Origin of the sequence: Streptomyces sp. NPDC058257, from assembly GCF_042881845.1 — a bacterium.
GTDB lineage: Bacteria > Actinomycetota > Actinomycetes > Streptomycetales > Streptomycetaceae > Streptomyces.
This window is the reverse complement of record NZ_JBHVXJ010000008.1, coordinates 330,287-354,357: the sequence shown is the minus strand read 5'-3', so window position 1 is coordinate 354,357 and position 24,071 is coordinate 330,287. Positions and strand designations below refer to the sequence as shown.

Genomic DNA, 24,071 nt, shown 5'->3' with positions numbered 1-24,071 from the left:
CCACTGCACACCCCTCCGCCCCGCACCCCTCCCCCCAAACACATTTTCCTCTCTCCCACGCCCCCCCCCGCCGGGTACCCCCGGGGCCGCGCGCCCCCCACCGCGCCCCCCCCCCACGCTTCTGCCAGGGGGGAAGGGAGGGGCGCGGCCACCGCCGCGCCCCTCCGTCCTACTTCGCCGCTTCGGTCTTCTTGGCGGGCGTCCGGCGCGCCGTGCTCTTGGCCGCCGAGCCGGTCCGCTGCGCCGGGGCCGCGGGCTTGGCCGCCGCCTTCTTCGCCACCGGCTTCGGCTTGACCTCGGCCTTGACCTCCGGCTTGGCCTCCGCCTTGACCTCGCCCTCCGGCTTGACCTCGGTCTTGGCCGCCTGCTTCTCCTTGGCCGCCTCCTGCTGGACCTCAACGGCCGCCTTGTTGAACTCCGCTTCCATGGCCCGCTGAATACCCTGGGCCTTGCTCAGGATGTTCTTCACCATCTGCACCTTGGCGTGCAGGCGGGTAACCACGCGCAGGTGGCGGGCGAGGTCGTCACCGAGGATGACGGCCAGGTCCTCGGGCTTCTTCTTGGCCAGGTCCTCCAGCAGCGGGATCAGGACGTCCTCCGCCTTGCCCAGGCCGTCCTTCGCCTTAGCCTTGGCCACCTTGCGCTTCTCCGCCTCCTCCTCCGTGGGCGGCTGCTCGTTGGTAAGGGAGGTCTGCTGCTCGACGTTCCTGAGGCCGTTGGCGAAGTGCTGGGCCTCGGACTCGCTGTCGAAGTCCCCTCGCACGTAGCGCGAGGCCGCGATCATCTGGTTGCCCGGGTTCAGCTGAGCGATGTGCCAGGCAAGGTTGTTCTTGATCAAACCCTTGTCGACCATCTCGGACACCTCGGGGCGCAGGGTGAGCAGACCCAGCCTCCAGGTGATGTGAGTCTCGGTCTTGCCGAACTGCTTGGCGATCTTCACCGGCTCCCATCCGGCAGCCGCGAGGTCGGCGTACGCCCCGGCCTCCTCCATGATCGTCATGTCCGCCCGATTTACGTTCTCCGCGATGCTGAGGACGTAAGCCTGCTCCTCGGAGGCCCCCTCCACGACCTTGGCGGGAACGGCTTCCAGGCCGGCTTCCTGGCAGGCCCTCCAGCGCCGCTCCCCCGCGATCAGCATGTAGGGCACCTCGCCGCCCTCGACGGGCCGCACGACGACCGGCTGAAGAAGGCCGTTCTCCTTGATGCTGCCAGTCAGTTCCTCGTGGGCGGTCGGAGAGAAGTACTTCCGGGGCTGCTCCGGGTTGGGGGCGATCTCAGTGATCTTGATGCTGATGAATTCGATCTTCTTGGTGTCGGTCATCTTCCCGCGCCTTTCGTGAATTCCGTTAAGGTGTTTCCCTTTGTTCTTACACTTATATCTTAATGGCAATTACCGCCAAAGCAAGTGGGGAACTCTTTTAATGCAAAGGAATTCAGAAAGGGGAATTGCGCGCCATTCCATGAATTGAAATGCGGCAAGTGCGGATACGAGAGAGCCCGCCACGACCAAGCGGTCACGGCGGGCCGACTCCCGTCACGCACCCCCGACGGCCGCATCAGACGGCCGACTCCTCGCCGGGCGGGGCGCGGGGGGGTCGGCCACCCGGCGAGGAGTAGGGAAGGACGCCGCTCACGCGACGCTGCCGTGCGGGGGTCCTGCGGCTGCTGTACCCCGCCCGGCACGTCAGAACGTACAACAGCTCTTCAAGAATGTCACCTATCTCGACAGCGAAGGGGCGCCGCCCCGTGGTCCTCATGTCTCACCCCCGGCGCCGCTTCCTCCGCCTGATTTCCGCTTCCTCAGAAGCGCCATCACCTCAACTGCTCTGCGCGCATCGTCCAGCGCAGCCCGGCGAGCCGTACCGCGCAGGACCCTCGGGGGCTCCTTCGCGATCTCAGCAATCCGTCGTTCATCAACCTCGGACATGGACCCTCCCGTGCACGGCGCACCGCCGCCTTCGCCCACCCAACAGCGACTCACTCGGGGCGCCCGCCACACGGCGGGCACGCGGGAGCACGCCGGTGCCCGCATCACCGGACGACACTCCGCCGAGAAACTGTGCGACAAACCCTATAACCCCTGCCACCTGCGAGGTACTGTGAGGTTCCACGCGGTTGTTACCGGCTAGTCACACAGTCGTGAGCATACGACACAGCCAGAGAAGACGAACTTGAAAGACACCCACAACACTGGGCGGCCCCTGAGCCTCACGGCGAAACTCCTCGTCCTGCTCAGGCTGCGGCGCGACCCCTGCGGCTTCACGCCCAGTGCGAGGGACATCTCCGACGCCACCCTCGGCGGGGAAGGTTCCACGATCTCCCACGGCCAGGTGGCCAGCCTGCTCAACGGGAAGAGCGGCAACCCGCGCGCCTCAACGATCGACGCCCTGGCCCGCGCCCTGGGCGTGCCGGCGGCCTTCCTCCTGAGCGGAAAGGAGTGGGACGACCTCACCGCGCTCACCGTGTACGCCACGAGACCCGAGGCGCGCGAAGTCCTGCGTTTAATGCAAGGACTTGAGGTGCAGGACATTCTTGAAATCAGTACAAGGCTCCAGGAGATTCGTCGCCGGGAGGGACTGTCTGACGATGTCCCGGCGATCCCCCCACCCCCTCCCGGCGTCGACCAGCCCCGTGAGGGCCGTCCACGTCGCCGAAGCCTGAACGACGCCGCTGAGCGGGCAGCGGATTACCTGGAAGGACACTGACGTGGACGGCCCGATCTTCGGCCTGTGCTCGGTGCTCACCCTGCTCAGTACGGCGATAGCCCTAAGCCGCATCCTGGTACGGCGCAGACTGAGCGGCAACGCGTTCCGCGTATCGCGCCGCGCCCATGTCGTCGCGCTGGTCACCAGCTTCATCGGCTCCCTGCTGGCGATCCCGGCGGTGGCCGAACTCGCGGACAGAGCCACCACGGTCGAGCTGTCCTCGCTCGTCTCGGACATCGCTGCGGTCATCTGCTGCGCGAGCCTTCAGATCCTGATCATCGACTGGGAGTACCGGGGCCTGCCCCACGACGTCGGCATCGCGTGCCGCATCGCCTTCGTCGTCGTGGTGTCCAGCCTGCTGATCTGGCAGTTCGGCCGTACCGATCCCGCGCGCCTCGACCTGGATCTGTCCACCTCGTACGCGCAGAGCGAGGATGTCCGCACCTACCTGCTGACGTACCTGGGCTTCTTCGCTGCCGCAGGGGCCGAGGTGTCGATGCGCGCAACGAAGCTCGCCCGCGCCATGTGGCGACAGGGCCGCCCAGCGGGCGTCGGGCTGGCCGTCGCGGCAGGCGGAGCGACAATGGGCGTCTTCTACGCCCTGAGCCGAGGCGGCTACGTCCTCGCCTACGAAAGCGGCCACGCCTGGCCGCTGGCGCTTGACAACGTAATCAGCCCCGCGCTTGCGGGGCTGTCCATCGGAGGCATCGCCGCCGGGCTCTCGATGGCAGTACTCAGCAACAGCCGCCGCTCCAGCGCACTGCGCGACAGCGTCAACGTCTAGGCAGAGCGCGGCTCCTGCTCGGCGGCACCCCACTGCCGCCAGGTGAAACCGACCCGGTCCGCATCCACGGTGCGCGAGCCCCTGGACGCGGCCGGGTACACGGCGATCTGCTCCAGCAGAAGGACCACCAGGCCCCTCTTGGCCTTCAGCGGCGCGTGATTCCACCAGCGCACGAGATCCGGGACAGACCCCGCGGGTACGTGCTTGACCTGCTTCAGGAACCGGGCCTGCGTCGATGTATCCCGGATCGTGCTCGTCAGAGCCTTGTCGGCCGCCTTGAAGGCGGCCAGCGACATCCCCGACCCTGCGGCGTAATCCTCGCCCAGCTTCTTCTGCCGACGGCGCGCCGCTGCAACCTGTCTATCCAGGTCCTTCGCCTGGGAGAGCAGTTCATCGCGTGCAGCGCCGATCAGCTCCGCTACCTCCGGCTTGGCCAGCTCGCCCAGAACCTGCTCCGCGACATACGTCTCGTACAGGTCCGCGTTGATCCGGACCTTGCCGCAGCCACCCGGGTGCTGCGCCGTGCTGGGAGGGCAGCGGTGCCCGCGTGCCCCTGCATTCGACGGCGACGCACCAAGCGTGTGAGCACACAAACCGCACACGCTGAGCGGGCCGGAGAGAAGGTACTCCTGCTGGTCACCGCTCTTGCCCGCATCCCTGTCCTGCCTCATGGCGCGGATAGCCATGAAGTCGGCGACAGGGATGATCCGAGGACCGCCGCTGTCCACCAGCTCGCCACTCTCGTCCTCCATCAGACCGGCAATCGCCGGATGGTGGAGAACGCCGGCCAGGACATCCGGCTTGAACTCGTTGCCCTGAGTGGTGCGGTAACCCTCCTCGCTCATCCACGCCGTGATCGCGGGAAAGCTCTGCGCCTCCAGCCGCCGCGAGGCGGCGGCCCGGATACCCGCAGCCTCCGCCTCGCGCACACGCCGGTACGCCATGTCTTCAAAACCGTAGAGCCTTGGCATTCTCGACCCCTCTACCCGACCCCCATACACGTACTAATTTACCAGCGAGATAGGTAACAGTATTGACAAACCAACACACACCTCAGATCCCTACGTATCTCGTGATCACGGACTCACCTCCGCGCGAGGCTCGATTCCAAGCACCCGCCACAGTTCAGCTGTCGGAACGCGCACGGTGCCGCCGAGGGGCAGCGTCCTGACGGGGAACGTGCCCGCCTTGATCAACTCGTACGCCTTGTCCCGGCCAATGCCCAGTGCACGTCCAGCTGTTGTCACATTGACCGTGGCTGGCAGAGCTCGCAGCTCCTCCAGCCCCATGGCTCCGGTTCCGCCCGCTTCATGAGCAGTCATCGTTGGTCGCCTGTCTCCCCCGCGCCAACTGGAAAACGACTTTACAACAGTGTCCGACAGCCCCAGCAAGATCGAAGGAGATCACGCCAGACACGTACGGATACGTACGACACCGATGACTGGTTGTGAGCCAAGCAACAGACCAGCAGGGGGTCGGATGTTCGAGCCGAGCTACTACCGGCGGTGCCAGTGCAAGGGACCGCTCAAGGACAAAGAGGGCAAGCCCGTCCTCGACGCCGAGGGCGAGCCGAAAATCGGTTCCATCGGCACCACGTGCCCCAAACTGGGCAAGGGACACGGCACCTGGGCCTTCTACTTCGAGGCGGAGCCCGGCGAGGGTGGCAAGCGCGCACGCGTCCGCCGTGGCGGCTTCGCCAAGCTGGACGACGCCAAGGCGAAGGCGAAGGAGCTGTACGACGCCGCCTCGGCCGGCACCGATGTGCTGTCCGACGAGAAGTGCGGAGACTTCTTCCTTCGGTGGATCAAGGCGAAGAAGTCGCTGGCCCGCACGACCCGCCACGGCTATGAGGAGCACATCACCAACTACCTGCTCCCTCACCTTGGGCACATCAAGCGCCGTGACCTCAAGGTCCGGCACATCGACAAGATTTACGACGCGATCGAGAAGGAGAACGCCGAGCGGATTCTCCACCGCCTTCGCGTCGATCAGCTCCAGAAGGACCGGGACGCAGCGCACCAAGCCTGGGTGAAGACGGCGGGCTACGCCAAGAGGGAGGAGCGCCGCACCACCCGCCGCGCCTTCCTCGACGCGAACGCCGCTCTCCGCGAGGGGAAGAAGGGGCTGCGGAAGGTCACCTCCGCCGCCACCATGCACCGCATCAACGACACCCTCAGCTCAGCTCTCTCCTGGGGGATCAAGCGCGAGCAGGCGTTCAGTAGGAACTGGGCGCAGCTCGTTGAGCTGCCGCCGGTCACCCGGCCGAAGCCGCTCGTCTGGACCCCCGAGCGCATCGAGCACTGGAAGCGCACGGGCGAGAAGCCGGGCCCGGTCATGGTCTGGACACCGCAGCTCACCGGCGAGTTCCTCGACTTCGTCATGGAGGACTGGCTCTACGAGCTGTGGCACACCTTCATCTTCCTCGGCCCCCGCCGCGGTGAGATGGCCGCGCTGCCGTGGACCGAGGTGAGCACCGACGCCCTCTGGATGCGTATCTCCCAGCAGATCGTGGAGGTCGCCTACAAGCTGTACGGCGAAGCGCCCAAGGCCGACAGCGTCCGCACCCTGCCCTTGAGCCTGGAGTCCGGCGACAACCTGGTCAGCTTCCGCGCCAAGCAGGATCGGATGCGGCAGGAGTGGGGCGCCGCGTATGTCGAGAACGGTCGGGTGTGGACGCACGAGAACGGTGAGGAGCTGCACCCCGACTGGATATCCCGGCGCTTCACCCGGCTCGTGGAGCTGTCCGGCCTGCCTCCGGTTCGCCTGCACGACCTGCGTCACCTCGCTGCCACCCTGGCCCTGCTCGCCGGTCACGACATCAAGGTGGTTCAGGAGAAGCTGGGGCACTCCTCACGCCAGATCACCTCCGACACCTACACCAGCGTCCTGCCGGAGATGATGCGGGCCGAGGCCGAGTCGGTCATGACCGTGGTCCCTCGTGACGTTCCCTTCGAGGTGCGCACCCCGCTGTCGATCCCCGAAACGGCCTGGCAGAACGACTTCGCCGTCTTCTTCGCCCACGGGGCGCGCCAGTCAGGTGACACCTGGGCCGTTGGGGCGCAGCAGCAGCCGGGCACCGATCTTCTCGGCATGATCGCTCTGTCCGGCCGGGGCCAGGACGACGCTGCCAACGCGGCGGTGAAGTGGATACGGGACCACTGCGCGGCGAAGGAGCTGGAGCTGGTTCGGGTGGAGAACTTCAACGCTCTCTACGCGGCGGATCAGCGGTCCGACTTCTCGCTGACGCGCTTCACGGTGGCCCGATCCGAATCCCCGAGCGTGGACGGCTGGGCGCTGCCGACCGGTCTGCCCCCGGCGGCATCCCGCGCCGCCCGCAGGGCTCCGAACGGGCGGCGGAAGGCGGCGTGAGGGCACTTCTGTCCACTGAATCGTCCCCGTGTCCACTACGTGTCCACTGGATCTTGGTCTGAACGAATGAACGGTGGGCACCACCCTGGAGTGGTGCCCACCGTTTCCGCGTTTCCGCAGGTAGAAACGGTTCTCTGGGAGAACCGGGGAGTGGGGCAGGTGGGACTCGAACCCACGACCGACGGATTATGAGTCCGCTGCTCTAACCGGCTGAGCTACCGCCCCTAACGGCGCGTCGCGCACATTTGTGCGCGCCGTCTGCCGCAGCATAGCCGCTCATACGATCTCCTGCTTCGGATGGTCGGCATCGCTCGACCATGAGGACCGCAGGGCTGCCCACATGGTTCCACCAGGCATGAAAATGGACCCCTGAGTGGAATCTCAAGGGTCCTTCTCACTTGCTCTCCCGACTGGACTCGAACCAGTAACCTGCCGGTTAACAGCCGGCTGCTCTGCCAATTGAGCTACAGGAGACCGAGCTCCCCCGACTGGACTCGAACCAGTAACCTGCCGGTTAACAGCCGGCTGCTCTGCCAATTGAGCTACAGGGGATCGTCTCGTTGCATCGAACGCACCTAGCTGGGAACTCTCCAGGCGGCGGGCGGTCGCTGCGACACATACATTAGCGCAAGCAGGGGGGTGCTCCGCCAATCGGTATCCCCCACCGCCGACACAGAGCAGCAGACGAGCGAACACACGCTCGACGCCGACGCAAGGGAAGGGTGGCAGTCATGCGCTACCGGCTCACATTCGTGGCGGGACTGGCTCTCGGGTACGTGCTCGGTACCCGGGCCGGTCGCGAGCGCTACGAGAAGCTGAAGAAGTCCGCCCGCGAGTTCTCGCAGAACCCGGCCGTGCGCAACACGGTCGAGTCCGCGACGCAGCAGGGCCGCGACGTGGCGGGCAAGGCCTTCCACTCCGTGTCCGAGAAGGTCGGGGACCGGGTCCCCGACTCGGTGACCGACCGCGTCCGGTCGCTGCGCGATCGCGGGCAGGGCGGTGGCGAGGACGACTGGGGCACCACCAATACGTGACCGGTGCTCATAGGTGACCAGTACGTGACGGGGGCCGTTCCTGGGAGCTGAGGTACGGGACACGTCGCGCGGTGCGGCAGAATTCCAGGCATGGGGATAGTCGCAGGGTTGGACAGTTCGCCCGATTTCACGCGCATCGTGGTCTGTGACGCGGACACGGGCGCCGTACTCAAGCAGGGTTATGCCCCGCATCCGACGGAGAGCCCCGATGGAGGCGGCCGTCCCTCGGACGTGGATCCGCAGGCCTGGCTGCTCTCGCTCGGCGAGGCGGCGGGCGGCGGGCTGCTGGAAGGCGTGCAGGCCATCGGCGTCTCCGCGCAGCAGAACGCGCTCGTCCCCCTGGACCAGCACGGCAACACCGTGCGGCCCGCGCTCGTCGGCAACGACCGGCGGGCGCAGGTCGCCGCCGCCGACCTGACCGACGGACTCGGCAGCCGCGAGGCCTGGGCGCAGGCCGTGGGCTGCGTCCCGCAGGCGGCCCACCCCGTGACGAAGCTGCGCTGGCTGGCCAAGACCGAGCCGGAGGCCGCCCAGCGCGTCGCCTCCCTCATGCAGGCCCACGACTGGCTGGTGTGGCAGTTGCTCGGGCGGCCCGCGCGGCGCACGACGGACCGCGGCGGCGCCTCCGGTACCGGCTACTGGTCGGCGGCGACGGGTGCGTACCGCCCCGATCTCGTGGAGCTCGCGCTCGGGCACCAGGCGATGCTGCCCGAGGTGATCGGTCCCGCCGAGGCCGCGGGGACGACACCCGAGGGGCTGCTGATCTCGGCGGGTACCGGCGAGACGATGGCGGCGGCGTTCGGGCTCGGGGTCCAACAGGGTGACGCGGTCGTCTCGTTGGGGGCCTCGGGGTCCGTGATGGCCGTCCACCACGAGGCGCTCGTCGATCCGAGCGGGACGATCACCTCGCTGGCGGACGCCACCGGCCTGCATCTGCCGGTGGTGCACACGCTGAACGCGGTGCGCGTGTTGCGCGGCGCCGCCGAGATGCTCGGGGTCTCCGACCTCGACGCGCTCTCCGATCTGGCCATGAAGTCGACGCCGGGTGCGCACGGGCTGGTGCTCCTGCCGTATCTGGAGGGTGAGAAGACGCCGAATCTGCCGCACGCGGCGGGCACCCTGACGGGGCTGCGGCGGGAGTCGATGCGGCCCGAGCATCTGGCGCGGGCGGCCTTCGAGGGCATGCTGTGCGGGCTCGGGGACGCGCTCGACGTGCTGCGCTCGCGGGGCGTGGAGGTGCGCCGGATCTTCCTGCTCGGCGGGGCCGCCGAGCTGCCGGCCGTGCAGGCCGCGGCGCCGATGCTGTTCGGCACGCAGGTCGTGGTGCCGCAGCCAGCGGACTACGCGGCGATCGGTGCGGCGCGACAGGCCGCCTGGGCGCTGAACGGGCAACTGCCGTACTGGCAGGGGGCGTCGGCGCAGGTCTTCGAGCCGGGCGACGAGCTTCCCGTGGGTCAGGCGGTGCGTCAGCAGTACCGGACCGTGCGGGAACAGTCGCACCCCGGAGCACTTGACGGCTGACCTTCGGCGTGGCGACTTATTTACCCGGACTAATGTTTTACCGGGTCATGGGTTAATCGGTTGCGCGAGGGTGGGTGCGATGTCGGAGTATGGGTGCGACCTCGCCACCATCGCCGACCCCGCCGCCACTTCCTCCCGAGAGACCGAGCGTGCTCATACGACTCCTACGGGCCCATCTTGGTCCGTACAAGAAACCCATCGCCCTGCTGGTGCTCCTGCAGCTCCTGCAGACCTGCGCCTCGCTCTATCTGCCCACGCTCAACGCCGACATCATCGACGAGGGTGTCGTGAAGGGCGACACGGGCTACATCCTCTCGTTCGGCGGCGTCATGATCGCCGTCACCGTCGCCCAGGTGATCTGCAACGTGGGGGCCGTCTACTACGGCGCCCGCACCGCGTCCGCCCTCGGCCGCGACGTCCGGGCCGCCGTCTTCGACCGCGTACAGTCGTTCTCCGCCCGGGAGTTGGGGCAGTTCGGCGCGCCGTCCCTGATCACCAGGACCACGAACGACGTCCAGCAGGTGCAGATGCTGGTCCTGATGACGTTCACCCTGATGGTCTCGGCGCCGATCATGTGCGTCGGCGGCATCATCATGGCCCTCGGCCTCGACGTACCGCTCTCGGGTGTCCTGGTCGCCGTCGTGCCCGTCCTCGCGATCTGCGTGAGCCTGATCGTGAAGCGCCTTCGCCCGCTCTTCCGCAGCATGCAGGTGCGCCTGGACACCGTGAACCGCGTGCTGCGCGAGCAGATCACCGGCAACCGCGTCATCCGCGCCTTCGTCCGCGACGAGTACGAGAAGGACCGCTTCCGGCAGGCCAACAGCGAGCTGACCGAGGTGTCGCTCGGCACCGGCAAGCTGCTCGCGCTGATGTTCCCGATCGTCATGACCGTCGTGAACATCTCGTCGATCGCCGTGGTGTGGTTCGGCGCCCACCGCATCGACAGCGGCGGCATGCAGATCGGGGCGCTCACCGCGTTCCTCGCGTATCTGATGCAGATCGTGATGTCGGTGATGATGGCCACCTTCATGTTCATGATGGTGCCGCGCGCCGAGGTCTGCGCCGAGCGCATCGAGGAGGTCCTGGACACCGAGAGCAGCGTGGTGCCCCCGTCCTCCCCCGTGACCGAGCTGCGGCGCCACGGCCACCTGGAGATCCGCGAGGCGGGCTTCCGCTACCCCGGCGCCGAGGAGCCCGTCATCAAGGCCGTCGACCTGGTCGCACGGCCCGGTGAGACGACCGCCGTGATCGGGTCGACCGGCAGCGGCAAGTCGACGCTGCTCAGCCTCGTGCCGCGGCTCATCGACAGCACCGAGGGCGAGGTCCTGGTGGACGGCGTGCCCGTGCACACCATCGAGCCCGGGCTGCTGGCGCGGACGGTGGGCCTCGTACCGCAGAAGCCGTACCTCTTCGCCGGCACGGTCGCCACCAATCTCCGCTACGGAAACCCGGACGCGACGGACGAGGAGCTCTGGCACGCCCTTGAGGTCGCCCAGGCCAAGGGCTTCGTCGAAGGCCTGGAGGAGGGCCTGGGCGCCCCGATCTCGCAGGGCGGCACGAATGTCTCCGGCGGTCAGCGCCAGCGGCTCGCGATCGCGCGGACCCTGGTGCAGCGCCCCGAGATCTACCTCTTCGACGACTCGTTCTCGGCCCTGGACTACGCGACCGACGCCGCCCTGCGCGCCGCGCTCGGCCGCGAGACCGCCGAGGCGACCGTCGTGATCGTCGCCCAGCGCGTGGCGACGATCCGGGACGCCCACCGCATCATCGTCCTCGACGAGGGCCGGGTCGTGGGGACGGGCAGCCACCGCGAGCTCATGGCCGGCAATGAGACCTACCGGGAGATCGTGCTCTCCCAGCTGACGGAAGCGGAGGCCGCGTAATGCCCCCTGGTGGCATGGGTGGACCGATGATAGGTCCGGACTCCAAGTCCATGGACTTCAAGGGGTCCGGCAGACGGCTCCTCGCGCAGTTCAAGCCGGAACGCACCACGATGTACGGGATGATCGGCGCCGGAGTGCTCAGCGTGGCGCTCAGCGTGCTCGGCCCCAAGATCCTCGGCAAGGCGACCGACCTGCTCTTCGCGGGCATCGTCGGCCGTGACATGCCGGACGGCGTCACGAAGGACCAGGCCATCGAGGGCCTGCGCGACAAGGGCGACGGCGGCATGGCCGACATGCTCTCGGGGGTCGACTTCACCCCGGGCAAGGGCATCGACTTCGGCGCGGTGGGCGAGGTGCTTCTGCTCGCTCTCGGCGTGTTCCTGATCGCGGGACTCCTGATGATGGTCTCGACGCGGCTCTCGAACCGCGCCATCAACAAGACCGTCTTCAAGATGCGCGGCGACGTACAGGAGAAGCTGTCGCGGCTTCCGCTGTCGTACTTCGACAAGCGGCAGCGCGGTGAGGTGCTCAGCCGCGCGACGAACGACCTCGACAACATCGGCCAGACCCTGCAGCAGACCATGGGCCAGCTGGTGAACTCACTGCTCACCATCGTCGGCGTACTGGTGATGATGTTCTACGTATCGCCGCTGCTCGCCCTGGTGGCCCTGGTCACCGTGCCGCTGTCGTTCTTCGTGGCGACGAAGGTCGGCAAGCGGTCGCAGCCGCAGTTCGTGCAGCAGTGGAAGACCACCGGCAAGCTCAACGCGCACATCGAGGAGATGTACACCGGGCACAACCTGGTGAAGGTCTTCGGGCGTCAGGAGGAGTCGGCGAAGGCCTTCGCCGAGCAGAACGACGCGCTGTACGAGGCCGGGTTCAAGGCGCAGTTCAACAGCGGGGCCATGCAGCCGCTGATGTTCTTCATGTCGAACCTGAACTACGTGCTCGTGGCCGTGGTCGGTGGCCTGCGGGTCGCGTCGGGCGCACTGTCGATCGGTGACGTACAGGCCTTCATCCAGTACTCGCGGCAGTTCTCGATGCCGCTCACGCAGGTCGCGTCGATGGCGAACCTGGTGCAGTCCGGTGTCGCGTCCGCCGAGCGGATCTTCGAGCTGCTCGACGCCGAGGAGCAGGAGGCCGACCCGGTACCGGGCGAGCGCCCCGACCAGCTGCGCGGCCGGGTCGAGATGGACCAGGTGTCCTTCCGCTACGAGAAGGACAAGCCGCTCATCGAGGACCTGTCCCTCAAGGTCGACCCCGGCCACACGGTGGCGATCGTCGGACCGACCGGCGCGGGCAAGACCACCCTTGTCAACCTGCTGATGCGGTTCTACGAAGTCACCGGCGGGCGCATCACCCTCGACGGGGTCGACATCGCGAAGATGTCGCGCGACGAGCTGCGGTCCGGCATCGGCATGGTCCTCCAGGACACCTGGCTGTTCGGCGGCACCATCGCGGAGAACATCGCGTACGGAGCGGCCAAGGACGTCACTCGCGAGGAGATCGAGGAGGCGGCGCGGGCGGCCCACGCCGACCGCTTCTGCCGCACGCTGCCCGATGGCTACGACACCGTGATCGACGACGACGGCACGGGGGTGAGCGCGGGCGAGAAGCAGTTGATCACGATCGCGCGGGCATTCCTGTCCGACCCGGTGATCCTGGTCCTCGACGAGGCGACAAGCTCGGTCGACACCCGTACCGAAGTGCTGATCCAGAAGGCGATGGCGCGGCTCGCCCACGGGCGGACCTCGTTCGTCATCGCCCACCGGCTCTCCACGATCCGGGACGCGGACACGATCCTGGTGATGGAGAACGGCGCGATCGTGGAGCAGGGCACGCATGACGCGCTGCTGGCGGAGGACGGGGCCTATGCCCGTCTGTATGCCGCTCAGTTCGCGCAGGCCGTGGCCGAGGTCGACTAGCGCCGTTGTGGGAGCGGGGTTCTGCGCGTGCCCGTCGAGTGTGGCTGAGCGCGCGGTTCCCCGCGCCCCTTCGGGGCGCTCGTCAGTCCAGGTAGCCCCGCAGCTGGTCCGCGAAGGCGTGGTCCCGCAGTTTGTTGAGGGTCTTGGACTCGATCTGGCGGATGCGTTCGCGTGTCACGCCGAAGATCCGGCCGATCTCCTCCAGGGTGCGGGGCCTGCCGTCCGCGAGGCCGTAGCGCAGCTGGACCACCTTGCGTTCGCGCTCGCCGAGCGTGGAGAGCACCGCCTCCAGGTGTTCGCGCAGGAGCAGGAAGGCCGCCGATTCGACGGGGCTCGTCGCGTCGCCGTCCTCGATGAGGTCGCCGAGCGCGACGTCGTCCTCCTCGCCCACGGGCGCGTGCAGCGACACCGGCTCCTGGGCCAGGCGCAGGACTTCGCTGACCCGCTCGTGCGGCAGGTCCAGTTGGGCCCCCACTTCTTCGGGGGTCGGTTCGTAGCCCCGCTCCTGGAGCATGCGGCGCTGGACGCGGACGACGCGGTTGATCAGCTCCACGACGTGCACGGGCACGCGGATGGTGCGGGCCTGGTCGGCGAGGGCCCGCGACATCGCCTGGCGGATCCACCAGGTCGCGTACGTGGAGAATTTGTAGCCGCGCGCGTAGTCGAACTTCTCGACCGCCCTGATCAGGCCCAGGTTTCCCTCCTGGACGAGATCGAGCATGGTCAGCCCGCGCCCCACGTACCGCTTGGCGACGGAGACGACCAGGCGGAGGTTGGCCTCGATCAGGCGGCGCTTGGCCATCCGGCCCACGACGACCAGCTTGTCCAGGTCGAGGGCGAGTTGCGAGTCCAGGTCGGTGGCGAGGCGCAGCTTCTCCTCGGCGAAGAGACCGGCCTCGACACCGCGTGCGAGCTCCACTTCCTCCGCCGCGGTGAGCAGGGGTATCCGGCCGATCTCGCGCAGATACTGGCGGAACAGGTCGGACGACGGGCCGCCGGTGTCGGCGCGGCTGCGGGGAGCGGGCGGCTGGGGCAGGTCGGCGCTGTCCGGTTCGAGGGCCTCCGGGGCCTCCGGGGCCTCCGGGCTCTCCCCGGGGTCGGGCGGCTCGTCCGTTTCGGGGCTCTCGGGTCCCGATTCCGGGTGCCGTGCGGCTCGGCTCTGCGACGGCACGCTCGCGATGACGTCCGTATCCGCCTCCGCCTCCGCTTCCGCGGCAACGGCGGTCTCGGTCTGGGTGAGGGTCTGGGTCTGCACGGGGGCGACCTCCATGATGATCGCTGCTGAGGCGTGCGGCAGCGGTACAGCGGGATCGGCTTCGACGGCCTCGCCGCTGTCCGTCCCGAACACGATGTGTGGAATCGCGGGTACGTCGGATCCGCTGTGTGCGGGCCGGCCGCGCTCCGAGGACTCAGGCACCGCAACCCAGTGTGGGGTACGACACACGGCCGCCACGAGGGGCGTGCGGTGACTTTCTGAGTCCGGTCCGTAACCGCGCGGTTACCCGACGGGTGACCAGCCTCGCGCTACCCGAACCTCAGAGCGCGTCCGCGCCGCGCTCGCGCAGCGCCCTGCCGTACTGCTGGAGGACCCACAACTCGTTCTGGACGGCTGCGAGTTGGGCGGGATCTCCCTGGCCGCTCAGGCGGGTCAGACTGCCCTGGACATCGCGGATACGGCGGTCGACGGCGCGCAGCCGGACCTGGACGAGCTGATCGCCCGCGTAGATCTCGTCCACCGATCTGCGCAGGATCGCCTCGACGGCCAGCTCGGTGACCATGGCGCGGACCGTGTCGTCCGGCGCGGCGTCCAGGACGCGGGCGAGGTAGGGCTGCGACTCGGGGATGCCCGCCTCGGCGCCGCCCGCCTCCTCGACGCACTGGCGCACCGCGGCGTACGGCGGGGCCGTGAACTCGTCCACGCCGTACGCGTCGAAGGCCGGGGAGACCAACTCGGGTCGTTGCAGAGCCAGTTTGAGCAGCTCGCGCTCGGTGCGGTGAGCGGGGCTGCGGAGCGTGAGCGCCGGTCCGGAGGGCGCGGAGGGCGCGGATGCCTCGTACTGCTGGCCCTGGTGCGTGCGCCGCTGCTGCGGGGCCGGGCCCCTGCCGCCCCGGTCGCGGGCCCAGCGCGCCAGCTGGGCCACGCGCTTGACCACGAACTGGGTGTCCATGATGCCGAGCATCCCGGCGAGCTGGACGGCCACTTCGTGCTGCGCGCCGCTGTTCTTGATGCGGGCCACCACCGGCGCCGACTCGTCGAGGGCGGCGGCGCGGCCGGCGGGGGTCTCCAGGTCGTACCGCCCGACGATCTGGCGCAGCGCGAACTCGAAGAGCGGCGTGCGGGGTTCGACGAGGTCGGCGACCGCGGTGTCCCCCTTGGCCAGACGCAGCTCGCAGGGGTCCATGCCGTCGGGCGCGATGGCGATGTACGTCTCGGCGGCGAACTTCTGGTCGTCCTCGAAGGCGCGCAGGGCGGCCTTCTGGCCTGCCGCGTCACCGTCGAACGTGAAGATCACCCGCGCCGAGCCGTTGTCCATCAGGAGGCGGCGCAGGATCTTGATGTGGTCGCCGCCGAAGGCGGTGCCACAGGTCGCGATGGCGGTGGTGACACCGGCGAGGTGGCAGGCCATGACGTCCGTGTACCCCTCGACGACGACCGCGCGGGAGGTCTTGGCGATCTCCTTCTTGGCCAGGTCGACGCCGTAGAGCACCTGGCCCTTCTTGTAGATCGGCGTCTCGGGGGTGTTGAGGTACTTCGGGCCGTTGTCGTCGTCGCGCAGCTTGCGGGCGCCGAAGCCGACGACCTCGCCGCTGATGTCGCGGATGGGCCACATCAGACGGCCGCGGAAGCGGTCGATGGGGCCGCGGCGGCCGTCCTGGGAGATGCCGGAGAGGATGAGCTCCTTGTCGGTGAAGCCCTTGCCGCGCAGGAACCGGGTGAGGTGGTCCCAGCCCGCCGGGCTGTAGCCGACGCCGAAGTGCGCGGCGGCGGCCTGGTCGAAGCCGCGCTCGGCGAGGAACTTGCGGCCGATCTCGGCCTCGGGGCTCTCCAGCTGGTCGACGTAGAACTGCGCGGCGATCTTGTGGGCCTCGACGAGGCGGATGCGCTCGCCGCGCTGGTTGGTGGGGTTGTACCCGCCCTCCTCGTACCGCAGCGTGATGCCCGCCTGGGCGGCGAGGCGCTCGACCGTCTCCGAGAAGGTGAGGTGGTCGATCTTCATCACGAAGGCGATCGTGTCGCCGCCTTCCTGGCAGCCGAAGCAGTGGAAGAGACCCTTGCTGGGGCTGACCTGGAAGGACGGTGACTTCTCGTCGTGGAAGGGGCACAGGCCCTTGAGGTTGCCTCCGCCCGCGCTCCGGAGCTGGAGGTAGTCGGAGACCACGGCGTCGATCGGGACCGCGTCCCGAACCGCCTTCACGTCCTCGTCATTGATCCTGCCAGCCACGTAGGAATACTACGGCCCACGTGTGACACTCCCGCCAGGCCCCGTCACCCGAGCAGCGACTCCAGGGGGACGGACGGGTCGGAGAGGGATTCGGCGGGCGGCCGCGCACCCGTGCGGATCAGCTTCTGGATGGTGTCCGTGACGTCCCACACATTGACGTTCATCCCGGCGAGGACGCGTCCCTCGCTCAGCCAGAAGGCGACGAACTCACGCTTGCCCGCGTCACCTCTGACCACGACCTGGTCGTACGACCCCGGGGGCGCCCATCCCGAGTACTCCAGGCCCACGTCGTACTGGTCGGAGAAGAAGTAGGGCACGCGGTCGTACGTCACGTCCTTGTCGAGCATCGCGCGCGCCGCGGCCGGGCCGCCGTTCAGCGCGTTCGCCCAGTGCTCCACGCGCAGCCTCGTACCGAAGAGCGGGTGGTGGACGGCGGCCACGTCGCCCGCCGCGAAGATGTCCGGGTCCGAGGTCCGCAGGGAGGCGTCGACCACGACACCGCCGCCGTGCGCGCGGTCGGCGATTTCGAGCCCTGCCGACTCGGCGAGCGCGGTGCGCGGGGCGGCGCCGATCGCGGCGAGCACGTCGTGCGCCGGGTGCTCCTCGCCGTCGTCCGTGCGGGCGGCGAGGACCATGCCGTCCTGGCCCGCGATCTCGGTGAGCCTGGCGCCGAAGTGGAAGCGGACGCCGTGCTCGGCGTGCAGGTCGGCGAACATCTGGCCGAGCTCGGGGCCCAGGACCGCGTGCAGCGGGGTGGGCTCGGACTCGACGACGGTGACCTCCGCGCCGTACGTCCGCGCGGCGGCCGCGACCTCAAGGCCGATCCAGCCCGCTCCGGCGATCACCAGATGGCCGTTGTCCCGGCCGAGACTGGCCAGAACCTGACGCAGCCGGTCGGCGTGCGCGAGGCGGCGCAGGTGGTGCACGCCCACCAGGCCGGTGCCGGGGACGTCCAGGCGGCGCGGCTCGGCACCGGTGGCGAGGAGGAGTTTGTCGTAGTGGATGACGGCGCGGTCGCCGAGGTGGACGGCCTTGGTGGCGCGGTCGATGGAGACGACGGTCTGGCCTAGGTGCAGCTCCACGTCCGACTGCGCGTACCAGGAGGGTTCGTGGACGTAGACGCTGTCGCGCTCCTCCTTGCCCAGGAGGTATCCCTTCGACAGGGGTGGGCGCTCGTACGGGTGGTCGCGTTCGTCGCCGATGAGGATCACCCGGCCGGTGAAGCCCTCGGACCGGAGTGTCTCGGCCGCTTTCGCGCCCGCGAGACCTCCTCCGACAATGACGAACGTCTGATCCGCGTCGACCACTTGATGCCTCCTCAAAGCCTTGCCGTCAGGGGGGAGCGTCCCGCACAGAGCGTGATGGGGGAAGGGGTTGCGACCCGATCCGGCCAGTTTTCGTCACGCCCCGTGGTCGATCGGCTCATTTCGCATATGTCAGGGGTGTTTTGCGGTGAGCCGCGCGTGCAGGGAACGCGCGGCGGCGTCCGTGAGCGACGCGATCTGGTCGATGACCACGCGCAGCGCCGCGCGGTCGTCGCGCGCCGTGTCGTACAGCGCGCGGAACTGCGGGTCGAGGCCTTCGGGGGCGCGGGCCGTGAGCGCGTCGGCCAGCTCGGCGACGACGATCCGCTGATCGGCGCGGAGCCGCTCCTGGGCGGGCCGCTGCATTACGTAGCGGTCAGCGACGGCCTTGAGGACCGCGCACTCGTGGCGGGCCTCGCGCGGGACGACGAGCTCGGCGGCGTACCGGGTGAGGGGGCCCTTGCCGTACCGCGCGCGGGTGGCGCTCTCCGCGGCGAGACAGAAGTGGCCGATGAGCTGGCTCGTGGCGTCCTTCAGACGGCCCTGGGCGATGGCGGAGCCGTCGTACCCGTGCGGCCACCACTCCTGTTCCAGGAGGCGGTCGAGAGCCTCGGAGAGCTCTTCGGGGTCGGTGTCCGCGGGCACGTAGCGGCCGATGGCGACGGCGAAGATGTCTTGGCGCTCGGGCTCGGCGTGCAGCAGGTTCGGGTCGAGGTGTCCGGCGTGCAGGCCGTCCTCCATGTCGTGCACCGAGTACGCGACGTCGTCCGACCAGTCCATGACCTGGGCCTCGAAGCAGGTGCGGCGGCCCGGTGCCTCCTTGCGGACCCAGTCGAAGACCGGCCGGTCGTCCTCGTAGACCCCGAACTTGGGGGACGCCGGGTCGGTGGGGTGGGCGCCGCGCGGCCAGGGGTACTTGGTGGCGGCGTCCAGGGCGGCCCTGGTCAGGTTGAGCCCCACACTGACGAGGTCGCCCGTCTCCTCGTCCGTGACGAAGCGCTTCGGTTCGATGCGGGTGAGGAGCCGCAGGGACTGGGCGTTGCCCTCGAAACCGCCGCAGCTCTCGGCGACTTCGTTCAGCGCCTGCTCGCCGTTGTGCCCGAAGGGCGGGTGCCCCAGGTCGTGGGAGAGGCAGGCGGTCTCCACCAGGTCCGGGTCGCAGCCGAGGGCGGCGCCGAGCTCGCGGCCGACCTGGGCGCACTCCAGGGAGTGCGTCAGGCGGGTGCGTGCGCTGGCGTCCCATGCCTCGTTGCTGCGCGTGCCAGGGGTGACCACCTGGGTCTTTCCGGCGAGGCGGCGCAGCGCGGAGGAGTGCAGGACGCGCGCGCGGTCCCGCTGGAAGGCGGTGCGCCCCGGCCGTTTGTCCGGCTCGGTGGCCCATCGCTCGACCGCGGCCTTGTCATAGGCCGCCTCAGCGTCGTACACGTTCGGTGCGGTGCCTTCCATGCACCGACAGTAAACGAAGGTGTTCAGGCGGAGGTCAGCTGACGGGGCGGCACCCGCGCGGCGGCCGGGACCGCCATGGCGCCCGTACGGGCCTGGTCGTAGCGGTGCAGGAGGAGGCGGGCCATCGCCTGGTGGGCGCCGAGCGGGGCCGACGCGATCCAGTCGGCGGCATCGGCGCACTGCGTGGCGAAGCGGCCGGGCGCCGTGAAGTACGAGGCCACGGCGGTGTGGTGGCGGCCACGTGCGGCGAGGGCCCGTACCGCCGCGGGCACGCTGAGCGCACAGGCCGCGGTGGGCGACGCGTACGCGGGCACCACCGGTACGCCGATCCGCTCGGCGAGGAGGTCCGCCGTGCGCCGGGTGTCCGTGGCCGATTCCGGATCGCGCGAGCCCGCGGCGGCGAGGATCACTGCGCAGGTGCGCCGCCCCGCCCTGCCGAGCCGGGTCGGCAGGCCCGCGTCGACGAGCCGGTCGTGGAGCACGTCGACCAGCAGCGGGTGCGGGCCGAGCGGCGCGGCGACCCGTGTGCCGAGGTGCGCCGCGCCCGCGGCGGCCTCGGGTATGTCGTGCTTGACGTGGTGGCCGCGGCCGAGAAGCAGCGGTACGAGGACGGCGGATCCGGTCGCCGCGGCGAGGGTGTCGGTGAGCAGCGGCTCGTTCAGCTCGATGTGGCCAAGGCGCACGGTGAGTCCTGGCCGCAGTTCACGGACCCGTTCGATGAGCGCCGTGACGGCGGCCAGGGCGCGGGGATCACGGCTGCCGTGGCCGACCACGACGAGGGCGGGCGCCGGTGCGGTGCGAGATGCCGTGCCAGGTGCGGCGCGGCGCGTGCCGTCGAGCGACACGCGGTCGAGCTGGCTGCCGAGCTGGCTGGTGATCCGGTCCATGAGTTGCGCCGTACTTTCGAGAGGAGTGCTGCCGAAGCTGCCGTACTCGTCGCTAAGAGGGTTCGACGGCGTCATGGACCGAGGATGGACGGGCCGTATTGCCGTCGCGTTGCGCGCCGGTGACGGGTCCTTTCAGCCTGGCTCACCGAGGGCGCCGCGGCATTGTCAGTGCGGTCGCTTACCGTTGTCCACAGTGATCGGATCGGGGGATCCGGCTTCGGGGCACGGGGGGCGGGATGAAACTGCCGGGATGGATGCGGCGATCGGGGGCGACGGGACCGCCGGGGGCGTCAACGCCGTCAGGGGAGTCAGGGCCGTCGGCGGTGCGGGACTGGGCCCGTGGACGCGTGGCCCGGCTGCGCCGCCTGCGGCTGCCGCGCACACGGCGGGGACAGCGGCGGGCCCTGCAGGCCTTCATGGCCGTCTGCGTGGTGGCGCTGCTGCCCGCGACCTGGCTCTTCGTGACGGCGGACGGGCGGCTGCGCACGACGGCCGACGTGCCGCGCACGCGGGTCGCTGTCGTCTTCGGCGCCGGGCTGTGGAAGGGCGAGCCCTCGCCCTATCTCGCGCACCGCCTCGACGCGGCGGCCGAGCTGTACGAGGCGGGACGGATAGAGGTCGTGCTCGTCACGGGCGACAACAGCCGCGAGGAGTACGACGAACCGGACGCCATGCGCACCTATCTGACCGAGCGCGGCGTGCCGAGCCGCCGGATCGTCAGCGACTACGCGGGCTTCGACACCTGGGACTCCTGCGTGCGCGCCAAGAAGGTGTTCGGCGTCAACCGGGCGGTCCTGATCAGCCAGGGCTTCCACATACGCAGGGCGGTCGCGCTCTGCCGCGCGGCGGGCGTCTCGTCGTACGGCGTCGGGGTCGACGCCAAGCATGACGCCACCTGGTACTACGGCGGCGCGCGGGAGGTGTTCGCGGCCGGCAAGGCGGCGCTCGACGCGACGCTGCGGCCCGATCCGCACTTCCTGGGTCCCAAGGAGCCGGGTGTGCGCAACGCTCTCGCGGCGCGGCGCTGAGGGGCGGCGCCGCGGAACAGGCCATCAGGGCCTGTGGGCCTCACAACGGGGCGGGGCGTCGGCTGAGGGGGGCGTACCGACGGCGTAACGCGGCGGGGCGGGGCGTGTAACACGGGCGTCGGACTCTGGTCGCCATGCACACCGAGGCGACACCGACCCACTGTCCGTACTGCGCGCTGCAATGCGGAATGGGCCTGGCCACCGGCCCCGGTGGCGGGGTGGAGGTCGTGGAGCGTCCCGGGTTCCCGGTGAACAGGGGCGCGCTGTGCGGCAAGGGCCGTACGGCGCCCGCGGTGCTCTCCTCCCGGGTGCGCCTGACCGGGCCACTCATCCGATCCCACGCCACGGGCCGCCTCGAACCGGCCACCTGGGAGGAGGCGATCGGCCGCGTAGCCGAAGGTCTTGCCCGCACCCGCGGTGACCACGGCGCGGACGCGTGCGGGGTGTTCGGCGGCGGAGGCCTGACCAACGAGAAGGCGTACGCCCTGGGGAAGTTCGCGCGGGTGGCGCTCGGCACGTCGCAGATCGACTACAACGGCCGGTTCTGCATGTCGTCGGCGGCAGCGGCGGGACAGCGGGCCTTCGGGCTCGACCGCGGCCTGCCGTTCCCGCTCGAGGACATCCCGCGCACCGGCTGTCTGATCCTCGTCGGCTCGAACCTCGCCGAGACGATGCCGCCCGCGCTGCGGTATCTGACGGAGCTGAGGGCGAACGGCGGAAAGCTGATCGTCGTCGACCCGCGCAGGACCCGCACCGCCGAGCAGGCCGACCTCCACCTGGCGCCGCGTCCCGGCACCGACCTCGCTCTCGCGCTCGGCCTGCTGCACCTGGTGGTGGCCGAAGGGCGGACGGACGAGGCGTTCATCGAGGAGCGCACCAGCGGCTGGCAGCAGGCACGGGCGGCGGCGATGGCGCACTGGCCGGAGTACGTGGAGCGGATCAGCGGCGTTCCCGTGCCCGGACTCCGGGACGCGGCGGCGATGTTCTGCGACGCCGACGCCGGGATGGTGCTCACCGCACGCGGGCCCGAGCAGCAGTCCAAGGGGACGGACACGGTGGGCGCGTGGATCAACCTCTGCCTCGCCACGGGCAACGCGGGCCGCCCGCTCGCCGGGTACGGCTGCCTGACCGGACAGGGCAACGGGCAGGGCGGACGCGAACACGGCCAGAAGGCGGACCAGTTGCCCGGCTACCGCAAGCTGACGGATCCGGCGGCGCGGGCGCACGTCGCGCGGGTGTGGGGCGTCGACCCCGACTCGCTCCCCGGCCCGGGACGGTCCGCGTACGAGCTGCTCGACGCGCTCGGCGGGGACATCAAGGCCCTGCTCCTGATGGGTTCCAACCCGGTCGTATCGGCGCCGCGCGCCGCGCACGTGGAGGAGCGGCTGCGGTCGCTCGACCTCCTCGCGGTGGCCGATGTCGTGCTCTCCGAGACGGCCCAACTGGCGGACGTCGTCCTGCCGGTGACGCAGTGGGCCGAGGAGACGGGGACGGTGACGAACCTGGAGGGGCGGGTGTTGCTGCGGCGCCGGGCGGTGAGCGCGCCCGACGGCGTACGGAGCGACCTGGACGTGCTCCACGGTCTCGCCGCCCTCCTCGGCCACGAGAAGGGCTTCCCGACGGACCCGGAGGAGGTCTTCGAGGAACTGCGCAGGGCGAGCGCGGGCGGCGTCGCGGACTACTCGGGGATCTCGTACGCGCGGCTGAAGGAGGGGGACGGGGAGGGGGTGTTCTGGCCCTGCCCCGAGGCGCGGAGCGAGAGCGACGACGGGCACCCCGGAACCCCCCGTCTCTTCCTCGACCGGTTCGCCACCGAGGACGGCCGGGCGCGCTTCGTGCCGGTGACGCATCGGGCCGCCGCCGAGGAGCCGGACATGGAGTACCCCGTGCTCCTGACCACGGGACGGGTCCTCGCCCAGTACCAGTCGGGGGCCCAGACGCGCCGCGTCGACGAGCTCAACTCCGCCGCTCCCGGCCCCTTCGTGGAAATGCATCCGCGACTCGCCGCGCGCCTTGAGGTCGGCGACGGCGAACCCGTGACGGTCGTGTCACGGCGGGGACGGGCCGTGGCCCCGGCGCGGATCACGCGCGCGATCCGCTCCGACACCGTCTTCATGCCCTTCCACTGGCCGGGCGAGGGCCGCGCCAACTCCCTGACGAATCCGGCGCTCGACCCGGTGTCGCGGATGCCGGAGTTCAAGGTGTGCGCGGTGCGCCTTGAGCGGGCCTAGCGGCGGGCCGGGATCGCGCGCTCGCGCCACCCCGGCCCGCGGTCGTACGCGTACGAGAGTCAGCAGGTGCGCCCGGTGTAGTGCGCGCCCTGGATCTTGCTCGCCGAGCCCAGCCAGCTCCTGCCCGGGCCCACACAGCGCTCGTAGTCGGGGGCCATCCTCACCTCCACCTTGATGACCACGTTCGAGCCGTCGCCCGTGCAGTGGTTGTAGAACGCGTCGCTGCCGGTCTCGTAGAACCCGCAGGGGTTCACGACGGCCGTCGGGGCGTGAGCTGTCGCGGAGGCCGCCACGGGGAGGCCGAGGGTGAGGGCTACGGCGCCGACGAGGGCCGGCAGCGAACGGCGAAGGCTCATGGGGCAACTCCTGCTTGAGGACGTGGTGCTCACGCACCGACTCGCGCACCGACTGGTGCACACGGAGAGTGCCACAGTGGCGACCCTCCGCGATCACGCGGTTCGAGTGCGTCGCCCGCACGAGTGACGGAGTCCACCGGATCGCCCCAGCCCGG

General features: G+C 69.7%; 17 protein-coding genes and 3 tRNA genes. 9 read left to right on the top strand and 11 right to left on the bottom strand.

The genetic code is table 11. From position 1 onward, the window contains the following. Nucleotides 1-169: 169 nt before the first annotated feature. The gene (locus tag ACFVXC_RS21745; protein ID WP_384273035.1) at nt 170-1,321 is read right to left on the bottom strand and encodes a ParB/RepB/Spo0J family partition protein; all 1,152 of its coding nucleotides are present in this window, start codon (nt 1,319-1,321) and stop codon (nt 170-172) included. Between the two features lie 850 nt (nt 1,322-2,171). On the opposite strand from ACFVXC_RS21745, the gene ACFVXC_RS21740 reads away from it, so the two are divergent. Both ACFVXC_RS21740 and ACFVXC_RS21735 read left to right on the top strand, forming a co-directional pair. Next, the gene (locus tag ACFVXC_RS21740; protein WP_384273037.1) at nt 2,172-2,705 is read left to right on the top strand and encodes a hypothetical protein; all 534 of its coding nucleotides are present in this window, start codon (nt 2,172-2,174) and stop codon (nt 2,703-2,705) included. Nucleotide 2,706: 1 nt separating this feature from the next. Next, on the top strand, nt 2,707-3,489 hold the full coding sequence (locus ACFVXC_RS21735) for a hypothetical protein (protein ID WP_384273040.1): 783 nt from the start codon (nt 2,707-2,709) through the stop codon (nt 3,487-3,489). On the opposite strand, the gene ACFVXC_RS21730 is transcribed toward ACFVXC_RS21735, so the two are convergent. Continuing rightward, a complete protein-coding gene (locus tag ACFVXC_RS21730) occupies nt 3,486-4,460 on the bottom strand; it encodes a recombinase family protein (protein WP_384273043.1) in 975 nt (324 codons plus the stop codon). The two genes, ACFVXC_RS21735 and ACFVXC_RS21730, sit on opposite strands and share 4 nt — an antisense overlap. A 508-nt stretch (nt 4,461-4,968) precedes the next feature. On the opposite strand from ACFVXC_RS21730, the gene ACFVXC_RS21725 reads away from it, so the two are divergent. Beyond that, a complete protein-coding gene (locus ACFVXC_RS21725; protein WP_384273046.1) occupies nt 4,969-6,858 on the top strand; it encodes a tyrosine-type recombinase/integrase in 1,890 nt (629 codons plus the stop codon). Nucleotides 6,859-7,009: 151 nt separating this feature from the next. Here the strand turns inward: ACFVXC_RS21725 and ACFVXC_RS21720 are convergent. The 3 genes from ACFVXC_RS21720 to ACFVXC_RS21710 all read right to left on the bottom strand — a co-directional run bounded on the left by ACFVXC_RS21720 (nt 7,010) and on the right by ACFVXC_RS21710 (nt 7,410). Beyond that, nucleotides 7,010-7,083, bottom strand: a tRNA-Ile gene (locus ACFVXC_RS21720). Nucleotides 7,084-7,259: 176 nt separating this feature from the next. Then, nucleotides 7,260-7,332: transfer RNA gene (locus ACFVXC_RS21715), tRNA-Asn, on the bottom strand. A gap of 5 nt (nt 7,333-7,337) precedes the next feature. Continuing rightward, a tRNA-Asn gene (locus tag ACFVXC_RS21710) sits at nt 7,338-7,410 on the bottom strand. A 179-nt stretch (nt 7,411-7,589) separates the two neighbouring features. Between ACFVXC_RS21710 and ACFVXC_RS21705 the strand changes: the two genes are divergently transcribed. From ACFVXC_RS21705 to ACFVXC_RS21690, 4 genes are all read left to right on the top strand, one after another. After that, nucleotides 7,590-7,892: a YtxH domain-containing protein gene (locus ACFVXC_RS21705; RefSeq protein WP_389907448.1), complete on the top strand. Its 303-nt coding sequence runs from the start codon at nt 7,590-7,592 to the stop codon at nt 7,890-7,892. Nucleotides 7,893-7,982: 90 nt separating this feature from the next. Then, a complete protein-coding gene (locus ACFVXC_RS21700; protein ID WP_389907446.1) occupies nt 7,983-9,413 on the top strand; it encodes an FGGY-family carbohydrate kinase in 1,431 nt (476 codons plus the stop codon). A gap of 149 nt (nt 9,414-9,562) precedes the next feature. Further along, nucleotides 9,563-11,296 (top strand): ABC transporter ATP-binding protein, encoded by a 1,734-nt coding sequence (locus ACFVXC_RS21695; RefSeq protein WP_389907444.1) that lies wholly within the window; start codon nt 9,563-9,565, stop codon nt 11,294-11,296. Between the two features lie 14 nt (nt 11,297-11,310). Beyond that, nucleotides 11,311-13,221, top strand: a complete 1,911-nt coding sequence (locus ACFVXC_RS21690) for an ABC transporter ATP-binding protein (RefSeq protein ID WP_389907442.1) — start codon at nt 11,311-11,313, stop codon at nt 13,219-13,221. Between the two features lie 82 nt (nt 13,222-13,303). Here ACFVXC_RS21690 and ACFVXC_RS21685 read toward each other — a convergent pair whose 3' ends face one another. The 5 genes from ACFVXC_RS21685 to ACFVXC_RS21665 all read right to left on the bottom strand — a co-directional run bounded on the left by ACFVXC_RS21685 (nt 13,304) and on the right by ACFVXC_RS21665 (nt 20,376). Next, complete coding sequence (locus ACFVXC_RS21685) at nt 13,304-14,638, bottom strand: RNA polymerase sigma factor (RefSeq protein WP_389907440.1); 1,335 nt, start codon at nt 14,636-14,638, stop codon at nt 13,304-13,306. A 118-nt stretch (nt 14,639-14,756) separates the two neighbouring features. Beyond that, a complete protein-coding gene (dnaG, locus tag ACFVXC_RS21680; protein WP_389907438.1) occupies nt 14,757-16,664 on the bottom strand; it encodes a DNA primase in 1,908 nt (635 codons plus the stop codon). Nucleotides 16,665-16,708: 44 nt separating this feature from the next. Then, on the bottom strand, nt 16,709-17,971 hold the full coding sequence (locus ACFVXC_RS21675) for an NAD(P)/FAD-dependent oxidoreductase (RefSeq protein ID WP_389907436.1): 1,263 nt from the start codon (nt 17,969-17,971) through the stop codon (nt 16,709-16,711). A 129-nt stretch (nt 17,972-18,100) separates the two neighbouring features. Next, on the bottom strand, nt 18,101-19,414 hold the full coding sequence (locus ACFVXC_RS21670; RefSeq protein ID WP_389907434.1) for a deoxyguanosinetriphosphate triphosphohydrolase: 1,314 nt from the start codon (nt 19,412-19,414) through the stop codon (nt 18,101-18,103). A 23-nt stretch (nt 19,415-19,437) separates the two neighbouring features. Next, on the bottom strand, nt 19,438-20,376 hold the full coding sequence (locus ACFVXC_RS21665) for a sirohydrochlorin chelatase (RefSeq protein ID WP_389907432.1): 939 nt from the start codon (nt 20,374-20,376) through the stop codon (nt 19,438-19,440). Between the two features lie 179 nt (nt 20,377-20,555). On the opposite strand from ACFVXC_RS21665, the gene ACFVXC_RS21660 reads away from it, so the two are divergent. Then, on the top strand, nt 20,556-21,329 hold the full coding sequence (locus tag ACFVXC_RS21660) for a vancomycin high temperature exclusion protein (protein WP_389907485.1): 774 nt from the start codon (nt 20,556-20,558) through the stop codon (nt 21,327-21,329). A 134-nt stretch (nt 21,330-21,463) separates the two neighbouring features. Continuing rightward, the gene (locus ACFVXC_RS21655; protein ID WP_389907430.1) at nt 21,464-23,560 is read left to right on the top strand and encodes a molybdopterin oxidoreductase family protein; all 2,097 of its coding nucleotides are present in this window, start codon (nt 21,464-21,466) and stop codon (nt 23,558-23,560) included. A gap of 59 nt (nt 23,561-23,619) precedes the next feature. Here ACFVXC_RS21655 and ACFVXC_RS21650 read toward each other — a convergent pair whose 3' ends face one another. Beyond that, nucleotides 23,620-23,916: a DUF6355 family natural product biosynthesis protein gene (locus tag ACFVXC_RS21650; protein ID WP_389907428.1), complete on the bottom strand. Its 297-nt coding sequence runs from the start codon at nt 23,914-23,916 to the stop codon at nt 23,620-23,622. Nucleotides 23,917-24,071 lie beyond the last annotated feature (155 nt).